General features: G+C 65.1%; 15 protein-coding genes. 5 read left to right on the top strand and 10 right to left on the bottom strand.

Going from position 1 to position 17489, the window contains the following annotated elements; all coding sequences use genetic code 11:
* Window positions 1-40: 40 nt before the first annotated feature.
* Window positions 41-394, bottom strand: a complete 354-nt coding sequence (locus tag JQ604_RS15800; RefSeq protein ID WP_212358318.1) for a hypothetical protein — start codon at window positions 392-394, stop codon at window positions 41-43.
* A gap of 328 nt (window positions 395-722) precedes the next feature.
* Between JQ604_RS15800 and JQ604_RS15795 the strand changes: the two genes are divergently transcribed.
* Window positions 723-1073, top strand: a complete 351-nt coding sequence (locus JQ604_RS15795; protein WP_212358317.1) for a GrlR family regulatory protein — start codon at window positions 723-725, stop codon at window positions 1071-1073.
* Window positions 1074-1103: 30 nt separating this feature from the next.
* Here the strand turns inward: JQ604_RS15795 and JQ604_RS15790 are convergent, their stop codons facing one another.
* Window positions 1104-1631, bottom strand: coding sequence for a MarR family winged helix-turn-helix transcriptional regulator (locus JQ604_RS15790; protein WP_349631107.1), 528 nt, complete (start codon window positions 1629-1631; stop codon window positions 1104-1106).
* Between the two features lie 151 nt (window positions 1632-1782).
* Here JQ604_RS15790 and JQ604_RS15785 point away from each other — a divergent pair, with 151 nt between their 5' ends.
* From JQ604_RS15785 to JQ604_RS15775, 3 genes are read left to right on the top strand one after another with little or no spacing between them, the layout of a single operon-like run.
* On the top strand, window positions 1783-3741 hold the full coding sequence (locus JQ604_RS15785) for an autotransporter domain-containing protein (RefSeq protein WP_212358315.1): 1959 nt from the start codon (window positions 1783-1785) through the stop codon (window positions 3739-3741).
* A gap of 12 nt (window positions 3742-3753) precedes the next feature.
* The gene (locus JQ604_RS15780) at window positions 3754-4956 is read left to right on the top strand and encodes an ABC transporter substrate-binding protein (RefSeq protein WP_212358314.1); all 1203 of its coding nucleotides are present in this window, start codon (window positions 3754-3756) and stop codon (window positions 4954-4956) included.
* 5 nt (window positions 4957-4961) lie between these two features.
* On the top strand, window positions 4962-6026 hold the full coding sequence (locus JQ604_RS15775; RefSeq protein WP_212358352.1) for an alkene reductase: 1065 nt from the start codon (window positions 4962-4964) through the stop codon (window positions 6024-6026).
* A 20-nt stretch (window positions 6027-6046) separates the two neighbouring features.
* Here the strand turns inward: JQ604_RS15775 and JQ604_RS15770 are convergent, their stop codons facing one another.
* The 8 genes from JQ604_RS15770 to JQ604_RS15735 all read right to left on the bottom strand — a co-directional run bounded on the left by JQ604_RS15770 (window position 6047) and on the right by JQ604_RS15735 (window position 16879).
* Window positions 6047-8728 carry a PAS domain S-box protein gene (locus JQ604_RS15770; protein ID WP_212358313.1) on the bottom strand — a complete coding sequence of 894 codons (2682 nt, stop codon included), beginning with the start codon at window positions 8726-8728 and terminating at the stop codon, window positions 6047-6049.
* A gap of 568 nt (window positions 8729-9296) precedes the next feature.
* Window positions 9297-10118, bottom strand: a complete 822-nt coding sequence (locus tag JQ604_RS15765; protein ID WP_212358312.1) for an NUDIX hydrolase — start codon at window positions 10116-10118, stop codon at window positions 9297-9299.
* 127 nt (window positions 10119-10245) lie between these two features.
* The gene (locus JQ604_RS15760; protein ID WP_212358311.1) at window positions 10246-11208 is read right to left on the bottom strand and encodes a dihydrodipicolinate synthase family protein; all 963 of its coding nucleotides are present in this window, start codon (window positions 11206-11208) and stop codon (window positions 10246-10248) included.
* Between the two features lie 63 nt (window positions 11209-11271).
* Window positions 11272-12150, bottom strand: coding sequence for an SDR family oxidoreductase (locus tag JQ604_RS15755; protein ID WP_212358310.1), 879 nt, complete (start codon window positions 12148-12150; stop codon window positions 11272-11274).
* Between the two features lie 140 nt (window positions 12151-12290).
* The gene (locus JQ604_RS15750; RefSeq protein WP_212358309.1) at window positions 12291-13151 is read right to left on the bottom strand and encodes a MaoC family dehydratase; all 861 of its coding nucleotides are present in this window, start codon (window positions 13149-13151) and stop codon (window positions 12291-12293) included.
* A gap of 200 nt (window positions 13152-13351) precedes the next feature.
* The gene (locus JQ604_RS15745) at window positions 13352-13741 is read right to left on the bottom strand and encodes a Zn-ribbon domain-containing OB-fold protein (protein WP_212358308.1); all 390 of its coding nucleotides are present in this window, start codon (window positions 13739-13741) and stop codon (window positions 13352-13354) included.
* Window positions 13741-14898 (bottom strand): thiolase domain-containing protein, encoded by a 1158-nt coding sequence (locus JQ604_RS15740; protein WP_212358307.1) that lies wholly within the window; start codon window positions 14896-14898, stop codon window positions 13741-13743. The genes JQ604_RS15745 and JQ604_RS15740 overlap by 1 nt, the downstream gene beginning before the upstream one ends.
* Window positions 14899-15109: 211 nt before the next feature.
* Window positions 15110-16879, bottom strand: coding sequence for an adenylate/guanylate cyclase domain-containing protein (locus JQ604_RS15735; RefSeq protein ID WP_212358306.1), 1770 nt, complete (start codon window positions 16877-16879; stop codon window positions 15110-15112).
* Window positions 16880-16998: 119 nt separating this feature from the next.
* Here JQ604_RS15735 and JQ604_RS15730 point away from each other — a divergent pair, with 119 nt between their 5' ends.
* Window positions 16999-17469, top strand: a complete 471-nt coding sequence (locus JQ604_RS15730) for a lysozyme inhibitor LprI family protein (RefSeq protein WP_212358305.1) — start codon at window positions 16999-17001, stop codon at window positions 17467-17469.
* The last annotated feature ends 20 nt before the right edge of the window (window positions 17470-17489 follow it).

The following is a 17489-nucleotide window of genomic DNA, read 5'->3' as shown; positions in this document are numbered from 1 at the left end:
CTCAGGATGAGGGGAAAGGTACAGTCTGACGACAGAGTCGCTACGTCATGCTTCCCGGCATGAAGCAGCGGATGGTGATGCCCTGATAGCCGCGGATCGGCCACACCATGGTACGGCCGACGCGGTTGGGCTCGGTGATCACGGCCTCGTCGGGCACGTCCCACCATTTGTCATCGAGACGCACGCGGTAGTGGCCGTCCCTGGATTCCCAATCGACGTCGCTGACCGCGCTGCCGTCGGCGTCCGAGCAGCACGGTCCCTTGCCGCTGCGCAGGCTGTCGAACCATTGCTTGAGCGGCGAATTGGCGTAGCGGCCGTCGGGATCGCGGGCCTGCGCAAACGATATCGCCGCAACCGAAAGCGAGACCGCAAGCGCGAGTTTGAGGGGTGTCATGACGGGGCCCGTTCGGTTGCGAAGCGGAAGCCCACGGGCGAAGTGACGGCGCACCATGGTGCGGCCGGAATCGATCCAGTCTGTCACGTGTTTCTTGCTCCAGCACCCACCGGCCCAGTGCAATCAGACATTATGCATTTCGCGGGCCAACTTGATTCGCAGAGCCGCCCGCTCTGTCATCGCATCGTCACACAACTGGCAGGAACCGAGGGTCTCACCGCCCGCCTTGGGCTAAATAATCAACCGGCTGCGTTGCGCTAGGTTGCACGCTTTGGCATAAAAATCCGAACGGCTGCCGTGGGCGCGGCGGCCGGCGAGTTGGGACGTTATGAAGAACGGGCTGTATTCCATCCACGTCCAACTGCAGGACGGGCGCGTCGGCAAGGGCAGCGGCGTGATTCTGTTTCGCGACGGCCAGATCCTGGGCGGCGATGCCTATCTCTATTACACCGGCAGCTACACGGTGAAGGGCGACACCTTCAAGGGCGAGGTGCTGGTGCAGCGTCACACCTCGCCGCGCGACAATGACAATCCGCTGTTCGGCGGCCCCGCTCCGGTCGGCATCGGCGTCTCCGGAACCTTCACCGACACCCGCGGCAGCATGACCGGCACTGCCCTCGTCGGCAAAGCCAGCCAGATCTTCGGCGCCACGCTGCACAAGCTCGCGGATACGAATTAGCGCCGGCTGCGATATCTCGCGACGCACGTTTCAACGCCGGCCGAACACCTTGAGGATGTCGAGCAGTTCCTTGTGGCCGCGCGCGCCGACCTTCTTGATCAGACGCTTCTCGTGCTCCTGAACCAGCGCGTCCGCGCGCGCCAGGAAGTGCTGGCCTTCGGCGGTCAGGTGCAGCGCGTGTGAGCGACGGTCCGATGCCGACGGCATGCGCCGGATCAGCCCCTTGCCTTCCAGCCCGTCCAGCAACGGCACGAGGCCCGACCGCACGATGCCGAGGATCTGCGACAGCGCCATCTGGGACAGACCGGGATTGTCGCCGATGATGGTCAGGATCGAATATTGCACCGGACGCAGATCGAGCGGCTCGAGCGTGGCGTTGAAGTCCTGGAAGACCCAGAGCTGAGCCTGCCGGATCAGATAGCCGGCCAGGCCTGTCAGCTTCTTCAGGTTCACCATGGGCGCAGCGTCAGTCGTGCGGTCTGCGCGCTGCGCTCGCCTGTCGCTCCGCGGCGCTTGCTTGGCTGACTTCACCGCCGTCCGCAGCTTCTGGTCGGACACCCCTACCCTCATCACTGTGATCCGCTCCGTTCATGGCGTGGTTCGCGCAGCAGCGCAAATTGTTTGTGAATCGTTCTTGACTCGAACAGTTCACTAGATGAACAATATCGGCAACTGGCGAAACGGCCAGACATCCTGGGGGAAGGTTCAGATGCGAATGGGGCGCGACGCGCAGGCGTATCCTGCAGACACGATCACGGCGATGGTTTCAGGCAAGCGCAGACGGGGCGCGGCTGCGGCGATTGCCGCTACTCTCCTCGCCTGCAGCACCGCGCCGGCGCTGGCGCAGGGCACGAAGTTCACCAGCATCACCGGATTCGGCGACAGCTATGCGGACACCGGCAGCGCGCCCGGCGGCGCGTTCCGCCTGCTCGGCTTCCCCTGTCCCGCGGGACCTCCGACCAATCCGACCTGCCATTTCAGCCAGGGCACCAATTTCGTCGACTCGCTGCAGTCGATCTACAATTTGCCGCCGCTCACCAACTACGCGGTCGGCGGCGCGCAGACCGGCAACACCAATGTGATTCCCGGCCTGCCCGGCTTCGCCCAGGAGGTTGCGACCTTCGTCGCCAGTGGCAAGCGCTTCTCCTCGACCGACCTGCTCGCGATCTCGATCGGCGGTAACGACCAGGCGCAGTTCAACAGCGCCAACACGCTGCCGCAGATCAACGCGATGGCAACCACATCGGCCGGCAATGCGGTCGCCGGCGTCCAGCAATTGATCGCGCTCGGCGCGCACAACATCGCCTGGGTCAGCCCCGGCAATCCCTTCTACTTCCCGGCGCCGTTCGGCGATCCCGCGCTGACCTTCGCGCAGCGCGAGGAATGGGCGCGCACCTATTTCCAGCAGTTGCAGATGCAACTCGCGCCGGCGGCCAATGCCGGCACCCGCATCTTCCTGTTCGACTACGAAACGCTGCAGGCGCGCATCGTCGCCAATCCCGGCCAATACGGCTTCGCCAGCGCCGGCAGCTGCCTCGCAAGCCTCGGTGTCGGCGGCTGCCTCGCCGCGTCGAGCGCGGTGCAGAACAGCTATTTCTACTGGGACACCATCCATCCGACCAGCGCGGGCTTTGCGCTGATCGCGCGCTACATGGCCAACCAGATCGATGCGCCGCTGACGGTGGCGCCGCAGGGCGACGTCGCGATGTCGATCGCGACGGGTTTTGCCGGCTCGATCTTCGGCCATCTCGACGCCTATCGCACCTTCGCGCCCTATGGCGGCGTCATGAACGCAATGGCGGCGGACATGCCGGCGAAGGCGATGCGGCCGCAGGCCGCGGCGAGTCCGTGGACGGTGTATGGCGATGCGGCCTATTCCGGCGGCAACCGTGACAGCCAGGCGCTGTTGTCCGCCTACAACTACAATGCGGCCGGCGGCCAGATCGGCGTCGACTACCGCGTGCGGCCCGACCTCGTGGTCGGCGGCGTGTTCAACTACAGCCAGCCCAACGTCAATCTCGCCGTGCAGAGCGCGAACTACAAGATCGATGCGTTCCAGTTCGGCGGCTACGCATCTTACACAAAATCGAACTGGTTCGCCGATGCGCTGGTCGCTTATGGCCGCCAGGCCTTCGCCACCAGCCGCCAGGGCATCCTCGGCAACATCAACGGGTCGACCAATGCCGACACCTTCACGGTCGCGGGCAAGGCCGGCTATCTCTGGGATGCCGGGCGCTTCCGCATCGGCCCGATCGGCGGTCTCGCCTACACCAATGCGCAGATTGCCGGCTACACCGAGACCGGCGACATCCTGCTCACCAACATGGTCGCGCGGCAAACCCTGGAAAGCCTGACCGGCAGCGCCGGCGTGCAGATCCGCGCCCCCTTCACGTTCAGCAACGGCCTCTACAGCCCGTACATCAACGTCACCGCCGAGCACGACTTCATCGGATCGGCGCGGACGCTGATCACCACCCAGGTCACCACCCCGCTGCTGCCCGTGCTGACGCCGATCGACGGCCGCACCGCGACCTACGGCAAGGTTGTCGCCGGCCTCGCCGCTGCGATCAGCGACAGCGTCAGCGCCAATGTCACGGCGGTCAGCACCTTCGCACGCAGCGACGGCAATGACTACGGCGTCAGCGGTGGTCTCAAGGTGAAGTTCTGAGGAGCCGAGGGAATGACACGACTGATCGGAACACTCCTTGTTCTCTTCTGGGCGTCGTCGACGGCGCTGGCGCAGGTCTCGGACAACGCGGTCAGGATCGGCGTCATGACCGACCTGTCGAGCTGGGGCCGCGACAACACCGGCCCCGGCTCGATCGAAGCCGCCAAAATGGCGATCGAGGAGTTCGGGCCGACCGTGCTCGGCAAGCCGATCGAGCTGATCAGCGCCGACCACCAGATGAAGGTCGACGTCGGGACCCAGATCGCGCGCGGCTGGATCGACAACAGCAAGATCGATGCGATCGTCGACGTGCCGAATTCGGCGATCGCGATCGCCCTCCACAACATGGCGCGCGAGCGCAACAAGATCCTGCTGCTGTCGGGCGCCGGCGCGAGCTCCCTGACCGACGAGCTCTGCAGCCCCAACACCGTGCAGTTCACCTACGACACCTACGCGCTGGCCAAGGTGACGGCGTCCGCGATGGTGGTTGAAGGCAACAAGTCGTGGTTCTTCGTCACGGCGGACTATACGTTCGGCCAACAGCTCGAGCAGGACGCGACCCGCTTCATCAAGCAAGCCGGCGGCACGGTGCTCGGCAGCGTGCGGCATCCGTCCAATACCTCGGACTTCTCGTCGTTTGCCCTGCAGGCGCAGAACTCGAAATCCAATGTCGTCGCCTTCGCCAATGCCGGCCAGGACACGCAGACTGCGATCAAGCAAGCCAACGAGTTCGGGCTTGTCAGCGCCGGACAAAAGCTGGTCGGGCTTCTGCTGTTCGATGCGGACATCCACGCCATCGGCCTGCGCGAGGCGCAGGGAACCTACATGACGACCGCATCCTACTGGAACATGGATGACAAGACGCGCGCCTGGTCGAAGAAATTCTTCGACCGCACCGGCGTCATGCCGTCCATGATCCACACCGGCGTCTATGGCGCCACCCTGCACTACCTCAAGGCCATCAAGACAGCCGAAAGCGACGATCCGGCCAAGGTGATGGCGAAGATGCGCGAGCTGCCGATCGAGGATGCCTTCGTGCATCAGGGACGGTTGCGCGAGGACGGCCGTGTGATCCGCGACATGTATCTGGCCCGGGTCAAAAAGCCCGAGCAATCGAAGGAGCGATGGGACTATCTCGAGATTGTCCGGACGGTGAAGGGCGACGATGCGTTCAGGCCGGTGTCGGAATCGAAGTGCCCGCTGCTGAAGCGTTGACTGCGATGGTCAGTCTGTTCGATCCGATCAAGCTCGGCGCCATCGAGGCCCGAAACCGCATCTTCATGGCGCCGATGACGCGGGCACGCGCCACCGCCGACCACGCGCCGACGGCGATCATGGCCGAGTATTATCGGCAGCGCGCCTCGGCGGGGCTGATCCTCACCGAAGCCATCGGCATCAGCCTGCAGGGGCTGGCCTGGCCCTACGCGCCGGGCATCTGGAACAGCGCGCAGGTCCAGGCCTGGCGAACCGTCACCGACGCCGTGCACGCGGCCGGCGGGCGCATCGTCGCGCAACTCTGGCATATGGGCCGCCTCACGCACACCAGCTTTCCCGGGCGCGGCCGCCCCGTCTCGGCGTCCGCGACGACCGCTCCCGGGCTGGCGCAGACCTACGACGGAAAGCTGCCTTACGAGGAAGCCCGCGCGCTGCATCTCGACGAGATCCCCGCCATCATCGACCAGTTCGCCAACGCCGCCCGCAATGCCATCCAGGCCGGCTTCGACGGCGTGCAGATCCATGCCGCGAACGGCTATCTGCTCGACCAATTCCTGCGCAGCAGCTCCAATCTGCGCAGCGACAGCTATGGCGGCAGCGTCGAGAACCGCATCCGGATCCTGCTGGACGTGACGCTCGCGGTCGCCCAGAGCATCGGCGCCGGCCGCACCTCGGTGCGGCTCTCCCCCAACGGCGAGATCAAGGGCATCAACGACGACCATCCCGAGGAGCTGTTCGTCGCCGCGGCGAAGATGCTCTCGAAGCTCGGCATCGCATTCCTGGAAATTCGCGAGCCGGACTTTGCCGGCACCAACGGCAAGGCCGACCGGCCGCCGATCGCACCGCTGATGCGCGCAGCCTTTCGGGGACCGCTGGTGCTCAATTCGGACTACGACGCCGCCAAGGCGCAGGCCGCGCTCGATGCGGGGCACGCCAATGCGATCTCGTTCGGCCGTCCGTTCATTGCCAATCCCGATCTTCCCGGCCGATTTGCCAGACGCGCAGCGTTGAAGTCGACCGATTCCGCGTCGTGGTACGGCAGAGGCGCGGAGGGTTATACCGAGCTCTGACGTCGCGCGCAGGCCACGCCCTACTCCGCTGCCTGCTCCAGGGGTGCTGTGCGCGGCAGGATGATCTGGATGCGGGTGCCCTTGCCCGGCGCGGAGTCGAGATCGAGCCGGCCGCCGAGGCGCGTGGTGACGATGCTGTAGACGATGTGCAGGCCGAGCCCGGTGCCGCCCTGGTCGCGCCGCGTGGTGAAGAACGGGTCGAAGGCGCGGCGACGCACGTCGAGCGACATGCCGCAGCCATTGTCGGAGAAGATCACCTCGACATTGTCCTTGCCGGACTCGCGCACCTGGATGTCGACCTCGCCGGCCTTGCCGTCCGGGAACGCGTGCGCCACCGAATTAAGGAACAGATTGGTCAGCACCTGGCCGTACGGACCGGGATAGGAATTCATGGTCAGGTTCGGCTGGCAATCGACATTGAGCGTGAGGTTATGCTTGCGCAGGCCCGGGCGCAGCGACATCACCACCTGCTCGGTGAGATCGCCGAGATCGAAGGTGCGCTGGTCGGAGTAGTTGCGGTCGGCGGCGACCTGCTTGAACGACTGGATCAACTCGGCGGCGCGGTTGAGGTTGGCGACCAGCTGTGACGACGCATCGCGCGCGGTGCCGAGGAAATCGTTGAGGCTGGAGCGGCGCAGATCGCCGCGCTCGACCTGGGAAGCAAAATTCGCGGTCTTGCGCTCCAGCGCAGACGCCACCGTCAGGCTGATGCCGACGGGATTGTTGACCTCATGCGCGACGCCGGCGACGAGGCGGCCGAGCGCGGCGAGCTTCTCGGCCTCGATCAGCGAATTCTGCGTCTCGCGCAGATTGCGCAGCGCGGCCTCGGCGGAATCCTTGGCTTTCCGCATCTCCTGCTCGCTGCGCTTGCGCTCCCCGATGTCGAGCGCAACCGTCACGATGGTCTCGATCTCGCCCTGGCCGTCCAGGATCGGCAGCTTGTTGACCAGCCACTGCCGCATGTTGCCGGCGGAATCCTTGTACTCCTCCTCGTAGAAGCCGAGCTCGCGCCGCGCCGACAGCACGCGCTTGTCATGCTCGTCGGTCTTCGCCGCGCCGTAATGCGACATAAGCTCGGCCGTGGTCTGGCCGAGCGCGTCCTGCGGCTCGATGCCGAAGATGCCGGCCATGTAGCGGTTCATCAACACATAGCGCAGCTCGCGATCCTTGACGTTGATCACCGCGGGCACGGTGTCGATCACCATCTGCAACAGGCGGCGGCCTTCGGCGATCGCATCTTCCGCACGCTTCTGGTCGGTGATGTCGCGCACCGTGCCTTCGTAGCGGACCACCTCGCCGCGCTCGTTGCGCACCGAGGTGGCGGAGTCCGACAGCCACAGGATGGTGCCGTCGCGCGAGCGCACCTGGTATTCATATTCGCGCACCATGCCGTCGCGCCTCATCAGCGCCTCGTAGCCATCGCGCGCGGCCGCATCGACATAGACGGTGGAGGCGATGTCGCCGATGCCGTTGATCAGGCCCTGCGGGGTCTCGTATCCCATCATCCGCGCCAGCGCCGGATTGGCGTTGAGCAGCGCGCCGCCCGGCGTCGTCACATAGATGCCGTCGACGGAGGCCTCGAACAGCTTGCGGTAGCTTTCCTCGGCCAGCCGCTGCTCGGCGAGCGCGCGCACCGCGGCCTCCCGCGCGGTGTCGGCATCGACCAGCGTGGCGCGGAACACTTCGGCGGCGCGCGCGATGTCGCCGATCTCGTTGTCGAGATCGGTCGCCGGGATGAAGGCGCTCTTCTCGCCGCCCGACACCTTGCGGATCGCGCCGGCGATCTTGGCGAGCGGACGCACGGTGCGACGGACCACCAGCACGGCCGCGAACATGCCGATCAGCACGCCGGCCGAGCCGAGCACGATGCTCTGCCATTTGGCTTCCGCGAGCGTGCGGGCGAAGTCGCGCGACAGCACATGGCCGCGCCGCGTGCTGACTTCGCGGAGCAACTCGGTGACGCGCTGGATCAGGCGGCCCTCGATGCCGAGCACCTCCTTGTCGATGTCGGCGATCTGGCCTTCCCGCACCGAGATCGCGATGATCGCCTCGGCATAGGCATCGACCGCGGAGCGCAGCGAGCCATCGGCGATCTGCATCGCGCGCATGCTCTGGGCCGCCTGCTCGGCCGCCGACGGGTTGTGCGCCAGCAGCGCGGTCGCGATCCGGCTCTGGGTTTGTGACAGTTTTGTCGCAATCTCCGGATCGGGGCTGGCCGCGACCGCCTTGTCGAAGGCCTCGCGCAGCGGCGCCAGCGCGACGATCAATTCGGCGCGGCGGGCGATCAGCGCCGAGATCCGCTCGATGCCGCCGCGGTAGGTCGCCAGCCGCTCGGTGACCCCATCGATCATGTCCTGCTGCTCGGGCGCGAGCTCGAGACGGGTCTTTTTCAGGATCTCGTTCAGCGATTGGGCGGCTTCCGCGACCTGGACGGACTGGCTGCCGGGCTCTGTGACGAAGTCACGCGCCGCCAGCCGCAGCTCGTTCATACGGCGATCGATGTCCTCGGCGAGGTCGCCGACGCTCTGCAGCCGCCGCAGCTCGGCGAAGGTCGAATCGATGTGGCGGATCGCCACCACGCTCGCGGTCGAGGTGATGATGATGACGGCCAGCACCAGCATGAAGCTGCCGAACGTCAACTGCCCGATCGACAGCGAGAACGATCGCGGCGGCGGCGAATTCGGCGGCAGTTCGGAGGTCATCTTATCGAGGCCGGGGTCCCATCCGCCCCAATATACGGGATATTACGAGCCGTGGGGAACATGCTGATCATCATGGATAAGCCGGCCGGCCCGGCGTGATTTGCGTCACGCTGACGCGGTCCACTGTCCGAATCCGGGCTTGCGCAGCCGGCCAGCGCCCGAACCGCCCGCCTGAGCGGGCGGTCAGGCGGCCGAGAACGACCGTGCCGGGATCGTCATCGCGGCAACACCGATCACGACGCAGGCGAGCCCGATCCAGACGGTCGGACCAGCAGCGCGAGCTCGAAGGCCAGGTTGGGCTGGCGTGGGGTGGTCATGGGCTTCCGTCCCGATGCGATCGGGACGGAGACTACGCCGGGAGGTGACCACGATACTTCGATCGAGACCAAACTATCCGTGTCCCGGACGCGATGCAGCGTGCAACGCTGCTTCGCAGCGCCGGGACCCACGCTTGCTTGTTTGATGGATGGACCCCGGAGCAGCAGCGCATCACCATAGCGTGTCGAAGACGCGCGTGAACGCGCTTGCGGTGCTGCGCAGCATCCGGGGAACGCCGATGGAGATACGGCTACCCCACCGCCCCCACGTCGAACACCTCGCCGTCGTAGCCGGCTTCCTTGGGGATACGCAGCTGCCGGCCGGTGGCGGTCTTGGTCATCACGGGCATCACGCTGACGACGGTCTTGCCGCGGCTATCGTCCAGCGCGGCCTGCACGCTTGGCTGCTTGCCGAGCTTGATCAGATTGCGGGTGGTCGGGAATGGCAGCTTGAAGCGGCCGTTGTCGCCGCCTTCCAGCGCCTCGCGCGGCGACACCCAGATCGAGTCGGTGGACTCCTTGCCATCGTGCGCGCCGAGCTGCTCCGGCGGCGCGGCGGCGAGGAAGAACCAGGTGTCGAAACGCTTGGGCATGCCCTCGGGCGTGATCCAGTGCGCATAGGGCATCAGCCCGTCGAGCGCGAGCACGAGGCCGTTGTCCGTGATCACCTTCAGGAAGCTGATCTTGCCTTCGTTGAGCTCGGTGCGATGCGCCAAGGCGATCGCCTCGGCCCGCTTGGCGTCGATCAGATCCGTCGAGCCCTTCGGCCGCGCCAGCAGAATGCCGCTTTCCTCAAACGTCTCGCGGATGCCGGCGATGCGGAAGCCGAGCGCGTCGCCATCGAGCCCCTCGCCGCCCGAATAGAGCGCGGGATCGGCCGCGATCTCCATGTCGTTCTTGTCGACACTGCCGCCCGGAAACACCAGCGCACCGGAATTGAACTCGATCTGATGATGGCGCACCATCATGAAGATTTCGATTTCAGCGCGGCCCTTGCCGTCGCTTGACGCCGCTGCGCTATCGCGCAGCAGCAGCACGGTGGAGGCAAGACGCGGGGCGACGGTGTCGGGCATGGACTAACTCCTCAGGACCTCATCCTGAGGAGCGGCCACTTGGCCGCGTCTCGAAGGATGAATGGCACGATCGGGGCCTCGTGGTTCGCCTGGCGATGCGAAGCATCGGACGGCGCTTCGCGCCTCCTCACCATGAGGGTCCTGCGCTGGATTGCTTCGGCTGCAGATTGGCGCGGCGATCGACGCGCGCCACGCGCGACAGGAGGTAATCGACCTCCGCCCGCGCCTGCGCCGTGATCACGGCGCCGGGCTTGCGCTGGGCACTGGAGGCGATCACGCCGCGCTTCTGCAGCACATATTTTCGCACCGTGAGGCCGACGCCGGGCTGCTGCTCGTAGCGGATCAGCGGCAGATGGGCGTCGAACAGATCGTGCGCTGCGTCGCGCTTGCCGGCCTTGGAGAGATTGACCACGTCGATCAGCAACTCAGGGAAGGCATAGCCGGTCATCGCGCCGTCGGCGCCGCGCTCCATCTCGAAATCGAGGAAGGTGCCGCCATTGCCGCACAGGATCGACAGCGGCCGCAGCGAGCCGTCCTTCTGGAAGTTGCGCAGCGTGGTGATCTTCTCCAGCCCCGGCCAGTCCTCATGCTTGAGCATCACGCAAGACGGCGAGTTCATCACGATGGTGCGGATCACCGCGGGCGTGAACACCACCGTCAGCGTCAGCGGATAATCCTGCAGCACCCAGGGAATGTCGTCTCCAACAGCTTCCTGCGCCTGCTTGAAATAGGTGACGATCTGGTCGTCGGTGCGCAGGTTCGGCGGCGGCGCGATCATGACGCCGGCGGCGCCGGCGTCCATCGAGGCCTTGGCGAGCGAGCGCATGGTGGCAAAGCCCGGCGCGGAGACGCCGACGATCACCTGCATCGACTTGGCGCGCTTGACGTAGCGGATCGCGACCTGCTCGGCCTCGGCAGCATCGAGCTTCGGCGCCTCGCCCAGGATGCCCAGCACCGTGACGCCGTCGCAGCCGACCTCGGCGTAGAAATCGGTCAGGCTGTCGATGGATTTCTCGTCGATGCGGCCGTCATCATGGAACGGCGTCGGCGCGATCGCGAAAGTTCCTTTGGCCTGGGCAGTGAGCTTCATATCTATCCTCGTTAGGTATCCGGGGCGGACCATTCCGGCCGCCCCGGCCCCAATAGCATGGGGTCAGAACCGCCGCGCGCCCATCTTGATCTGCTCCTCGGAGAAGAAGATCTCCTTGGCGTGGGTGACGATGTCCTCGGCATTCCAGCCCGAAAATGGCGGCTTCCAGCCTTCCATCTCCATCATCCGCATCTCGCGGACGCCACGCGGGCCTGATACGCCGAGCACCTTGCCGGTCTGGTCGCCCGACAAATCGCTGACCATGTATAGCACGGCCGGCGCGATGCCGTCCGGCCCCAGCGCCGCACCAGGGTTCTCCTTGTAGCGGGGCAGGTCTGCGGTCATGCGGGTCAGGGCGCCGGGCGCCAGCGTCCAGATCCGGATGTTGTACTTGCGGCCCTCGATGGCCAGCACGTTGGAGAGGCCCCAGATGCCGCCCTTGGCCGCGCCGTAATTGGTCTGGCCGAAATTGCCGATCAGGCCGGAGGTCGAGGACGTGTTGACGATGACGCCGCCGCCGTTGTCGCGCATCCATTTGAACACCGGCTGGGTGCAGCAGAAGGTGCCCTTCAGATGCACCTTCATCACCCGGTCCCAGTTCTCCTCCTTCGCCTTGTGGAAGGTCTCGTCGAGCAGGATGCCGGCATTGTTGACGAGGATATCGGCGCGGCCGAAATTCTTGATGGCGTCGTCGAACACGGCCTGGCCGCCGGCGAGCGTCGAGATGTCGGCGCCGTTGGCGACCGCGCGGCCGCCCTCGGCCTTGATCGCGTCCACGACCTTTTGCGCCATCGATTTGTCGGCGCCGGAGCCGTCGCGCGGCCCGCCGAGATCGTTGACGACCACCGCCGCCCCCTCGCGTGCGAACAATTTCGCATAGGCCTCACCGAGCCCGCCGCCGGCGCCCGTGATCAGCGCCACCTTGCCGTCGAGTAATCCCATGGTCGTTTCTCCCTGTTATCGTGTCCCGGACGCGATGCAGCGTGAAACGCTGCTTCGCAGAGCCGGGACCCATGCCCGGCAATGGGCCCCGGCTCTGCAGCGCACCGCTTGCGCGCTGCGCTGCGTCCGGGGCACGAGAGTTACGCCAGCACAGTCTTGCCGCTCTTGATCACGGTGACACCGCGCGATTTCACCTTGGCTTCGAACGACACCACATTGCTGTCCTTCCACAGCTCCATGGTCACGGTCTCGCCGGGATAGACCGGCGAAGAGAACCGGGCGACGTGCTGCTTGAAGGCGGACGGATCGTAGTCGGCGTAGGTCTGCAGCACGCCGCGGCAGGTGATGCCGTAGGTGCACATGCCGTGCAGGATCGGTCGCGGGAAGCCGGCCTTTTTGGCGAACTCGGGATCCGAGTGCAGCGGATTGCGGTCGCCGCAGAGCCGGTAGATCAGCGCCTGGTCCGGCCGCGTCGTGATGTCGACGGTCTTGTCGGGCGCCCGCTCCGGCACCTTGTGCGGCTCGGGCTGGCCTTCCGACGGACCGCCGAAGCCGCCATCGCCACGGGCGAAGCGCGAGGCGACCAGCGTGGCGAGCTTCTCGCCTTTCTCGTCTTTCAGTACGGTCTGGTGACGGATCACGGCGCCCTTGTCCTTGCCCTTGTCGAAGACGTCGAGCACGGTCGAGTCCGCAGTGATGTGGGCGGCCGTCGCGAACGGCTTGTGGAAGGTGATGTCGCGCTCGCCGTCGACCACCATCACCCGGTTGAGATTCATCTCGCCCGGCCCCGCGCCCCACGCGGCGACGGAAGCAAAGGTCGGCACCACCTTGAGCGGCCGCGGCGTCAGCACGCCTTCATTGACGAAGGCGAGCTCCTTCTCGTCCATCGGATCGGCGCCGAGCCCGATGCCGTAAGCATAGAGCATCACCTCGCGATCGCTGTAGCTGTATTTCTGGCCGAGATTTTTCAGGGCCATCAGCTGTTCGTAATTGATCGGCATGTTTGTTCTCTCCCCGAACTGTCTCTTCTTCGGCGCTGCTAGTTATTGTGCCCTCTCCCCTTGCGGGAGAGGGCTACACCGGCATCAGCCAAAAACTCTTTTGGGAGAGGGGTTGCCTCCACAGCGAGACTCCTTATGCGGAGCGACCCCCTCTTCCGGCGCTTCGCGCCACCTTCCCCCGCAAGGGAGGAAGGTACTTCTTAGACAGGCGTAAAGAACGGCAGCGGCGCGCCGTCGGTCGGCTTCCACACCACCTTCACCTTCTGGCCGATCTTGATCTTCTCCAGATCGCAATCGACGATGTTGGTCTGCAGCGACGGGCCTTCTTTCAGCGTCACATAGGCGATCGCGTAAGGCCCCGTCGGCGACTTCCGCATCAGGCTGTAGGTGTAGATCGTGGCCTCGCCGGAAGACTCCTCCCACACCGTCTTGTCCGAGAAGCAGAATGGGCAGACCGAGCGCGGAAAATAATGCGGCTCGTTGCACGATGTGCAGCGCTTGATCATGAACTTGCCGGCCTTGGCCGCTTCCCAGAACGGCGCGGTCTCCGGATTGGTCACGGGGGCGTTGAGTTTCTTCGCGTCAGCCATCACACACGCTCCAGAATGCAGGTTGAGGCGGCGTGGCGCACGCCGAGGAGTCCGCCGGTGCCGTGCGCGATCGCGAGATCACAGTTCGGCACCTGCACCTTCGGATGCGCTTCGCCGCGCAGCTGGCGCACCGCCTCGAGGATTTTCGTCATGCCGCCGCGGTTGACGGGATGGTTGCTGCAGAGCCCGCCGCCATCGGTGTTGAACGGCAGCTTGCCGACGCCGGAGATCAGATTGCCGTCGGCGACGAACTTGCCGCCCTCGCCCTTCTTGCAGAAGCCGAGGTCTTCGAGCTGCATCAGCACCGTGATGGTGAAACTGTCGTAGATCGAGGCATACTTGATGTCCTTCTGCGTCACACCCGCTTCCTCGAAGGCACGCGGGCCGGACCAGACGCCGGCGGAGTACGTGAGATCGAGATCCTTGCCGCCGCGCGGGCCCTTCATCGCCTCGCCATGACCGATCAACCGCACTTGCGGCTTCTTCAGGCTTTTGGCGATCTCCGGCGTCGTGACGATCATCGCGCCGCCGCCGTCGGTGACGACGCAGCAATCCATCCGATGCAGCGGATCGGAGATCATCGGCGAGTTCAGCACGTCCTCGACGGTGACGACCTCCTTCAGCATCGCATGCGGATTGTATTGCGCGTGATGGGAGGCCGCGACCTTGATCCAGGCCAGCTGCTCGGAGGTGGTGCCGTAGTCGTGCATATGGCGCATGGCACACATGCCGTAGGCATTGTGCGTGGTCGCCCCGTAGGCGGACTCGAAATCGGCCTCGGCGCCGGAGGCGCGTGCCGGCATCGGCCCGGTGCGCGGCTTGCCCGCCAGTGTCACCAGCGCGACCGAGCACTTGCCGGCGGCGATCGCTTCCGCGGCATGGCCGAGATGGATCAGATAGGAACAGCCGCCGGTCTCGGTGGAGTCGACATGGCGCAGCTTCCCGGTGTTGAGGCCGAGATAATCGACCATCGGCCACAGCCCGCCCGGCGCGTCGCCGGCGCAGAAATAACCGTCGACGTCGGCCCTGGTGAGGCCGGCGTCTTCCAGCGCGCCCTTGGCGACCTCGGCGTGCAACTGCGCGGTGGATTTGTCGGGTGCGTGCCGGGTGGGATGCTCGTAGATCCCGGCGATGTAGGCTTTGCCCTTGATGGTCAAGTCATGCTCCGCTGGCGTTTCTTCTCTCCAGCGTTTTTCTGAACCGCGCAGGCGACCTTGGCAAGCGCGGAAATATTCCGTCAGGCGATACAGGCGGATCGATATGATTATAGGCAAAAATCGTATTGAGTCTGACGCCCCGCATCTCCAGCGACACATGATTTGAAAGAAGCCGGGCCACCACAGGACGACTGGGTTGATGGCGGTGCGCTCAATCGGGCAGACCGGCCATGCGAAGGCCATCGAGATAGTGCGCGAAGTTTGCCGCGTCGCCCAACAGGTGGGTTTCTCGCACAAAGGCTATCGACGTGTTTGGGCGCTTGACCTGCAATTCCTGGATGCGATTTCTGGCCTCGTCGAGCCTGCCAAGCTGAGCCAGAGCCGCGATCAGCACGGTGTAGCGCGACCATTGGAAATTCGGCTGCTGCAGCGCGCGCTGCGCCCACTCGGCGGCTTCCTCGTAGCGCGTCAGCAAATAAGTGGCATCGGCGAGTCGTACCAGGAATGATCCCATGTTTGGATCATGCGGACTTAATCGTATCGCGGCAGTCAGATGGGGGATGCTTTCCTCTGCGCGCCCCGAGAATACGAGCGTCGCACCCAGACCGTAATGTGCGAGCGCCAGTGAAGGGTTGAGCTCCAATGCTGTCTTCAGTTCCCGGAATGCAGCATCATATGCGCGGCGCATATAGTAAGCCCGCCCCAACGTACAGTGCGCGCCCGCGTCCTCGGCGTCGAGCACCACGGCCCGCAGCGCCGGTGCGAGTGCTCTCTCCCGATTGTCCGAGATGGACTCAGCGAAGCCGTAGACACCCTCGTAGTAATAGGTCTCGGCGAGCCCGGAATGCGCCGGCCCGAGCTGCGGATCCCTCGCGATGGCCTGCAAAAAATACTGCCGCGCGCGCTGCAGGTCGTCCCTGGTATATTCATAGAGATGCGACATGCCACGCTGGTAGAGATCCCACGCGTCGAGATTATCCGGACGCTTGCCAGCCGAGCGCCGGCGCTCGACTTTTCCGAGCTCCGGCTCGACCGCACCGATAATTGTCTCCGTGATCTCGTCCTGCATGGCGAATATGTCGGATAATCCTCGGTCGTAGCGCTTCGCCCAAAGCTGCCTCCCGGAAACTCCCTCCGCCAGCTGTGCACTGATCCGGACGCGCTCGCCCACCTTGCGTACGCTGCCCTCGAGCACGTAGCGCACGCCGAGCTCGCGCGCGACCTGCTTGACGTCGGTCGAGCGCCCCTTGTACGCAAAGGACGAATTCCGCGCGATGACGAAGAGCCAGCGTGCGCGGGAGAGCCCGGTGATGATATCCTCGATCATGCCGTCGGCGAAATAATCCTGCTCGGTATCACCGCTCATGTTAGCGAATGGCAGGACGGCGATCGAAGGCTTGTCGGGAAGCGCCAAAGGTAGCGGCAAGGCCGGTCGCGCCTGCGCGGCTTCGCCGCTGAGCCGCACCCGATAGACCCGCACCGGCCAGGCGATGTTCTTCAGCTGCTGTTCGCCGATGTCCTCGAAGGCGATATCGAGCTTGCCCCGAGCATCTTCCTGCACGCGGCCCGAAACGCTGATGCCACCAGGCTCCGCAAGGCCCTCCAGACGGGCTGCCACATTCACGCCGTCGCCATAGATGTCGCCGCCGTCGCTGATGATATCGCCGACATTGATGCCGACACGGAACTCGATCCGCCTCTCCTGAGGCACGTCCGCATTGCGCTCCAGCATGCCGCGCTGGATCTCGACGGCACAACGCAGTGCATCGACCACGCTCGCGAACTCGGCCAGCATGCCGTCGCCTGTGGTCTTGACGATCCGCCCCTGATATTCGTCGATCTTGGGATCGAGCAGCGTATGCCGATGCGCTTTCAATTGGGCAAGCGTGCCCTCCTCGTCAGCGCCCATCAGCCGGCTATAGCCTGCGATGTCGGCCGCCAGAATTGCCGAAAGCCGTCGCTGCACGCGCTCGCCAGCCATGGCATCCCTCTGTCATCCGCCGGATGGATACTACACGCTTCCGGTGGCGGGGGACATGAGGCTAAACAGTCGTACCCCCGTTGAACCTGCGTCTCCAGCGCGGCCACAAATGATACCGAATGGCATCATCGTGTAAGGAGGCTGCGCTGGCCAGGGCTGCATTGGGTGTATCCTGCATCGGCTTGATCCTGATCCTGGCCGCGTGCGGTGCGGCCCGCACCGAGAGCGCCCGCATCAAGGCTTGCTTCGACCGCCGCTCGAATGCCGAGCAACGCGATTGTCTGCATGATCTCTATCGCGAAGCGCAGGCCGAGCTCGATCAGCTGTTTCACCGGAAGATCGACGAGGCGAACGCCCGCGAGGCCGACATGCGGGCGAGAAACACCTTGCCGCCGCCCGTGAAGGGACCAAGCACCGTGGAGCGGATCGCTGCGAGCCAGAAAGCCTGGGAAGGCTATCGCGAGGCCGAGTGCTGGGGCGTTGTCGGCGAGCCCGGCGGTTCGGGGAGCAGGACCTGGGCGTATGGCTGCCTCGCTGAAAAGACGTTCGAGCGGATCGGCGAGCTGAAGGTGCCGTACGTCCAGCGGTAGTTTTGAAGGCGTAACCCACG

The sequence above is a fragment of the Bradyrhizobium jicamae genome (assembly GCF_018130695.1).
GTDB classification, from domain to species: domain Bacteria; phylum Pseudomonadota; class Alphaproteobacteria; order Rhizobiales; family Xanthobacteraceae; genus Bradyrhizobium; species Bradyrhizobium jicamae_B.
The sequence above is the reverse complement of the archived record's forward strand: the minus strand, read 5'-3'. Positions and strand labels throughout refer to the sequence as shown.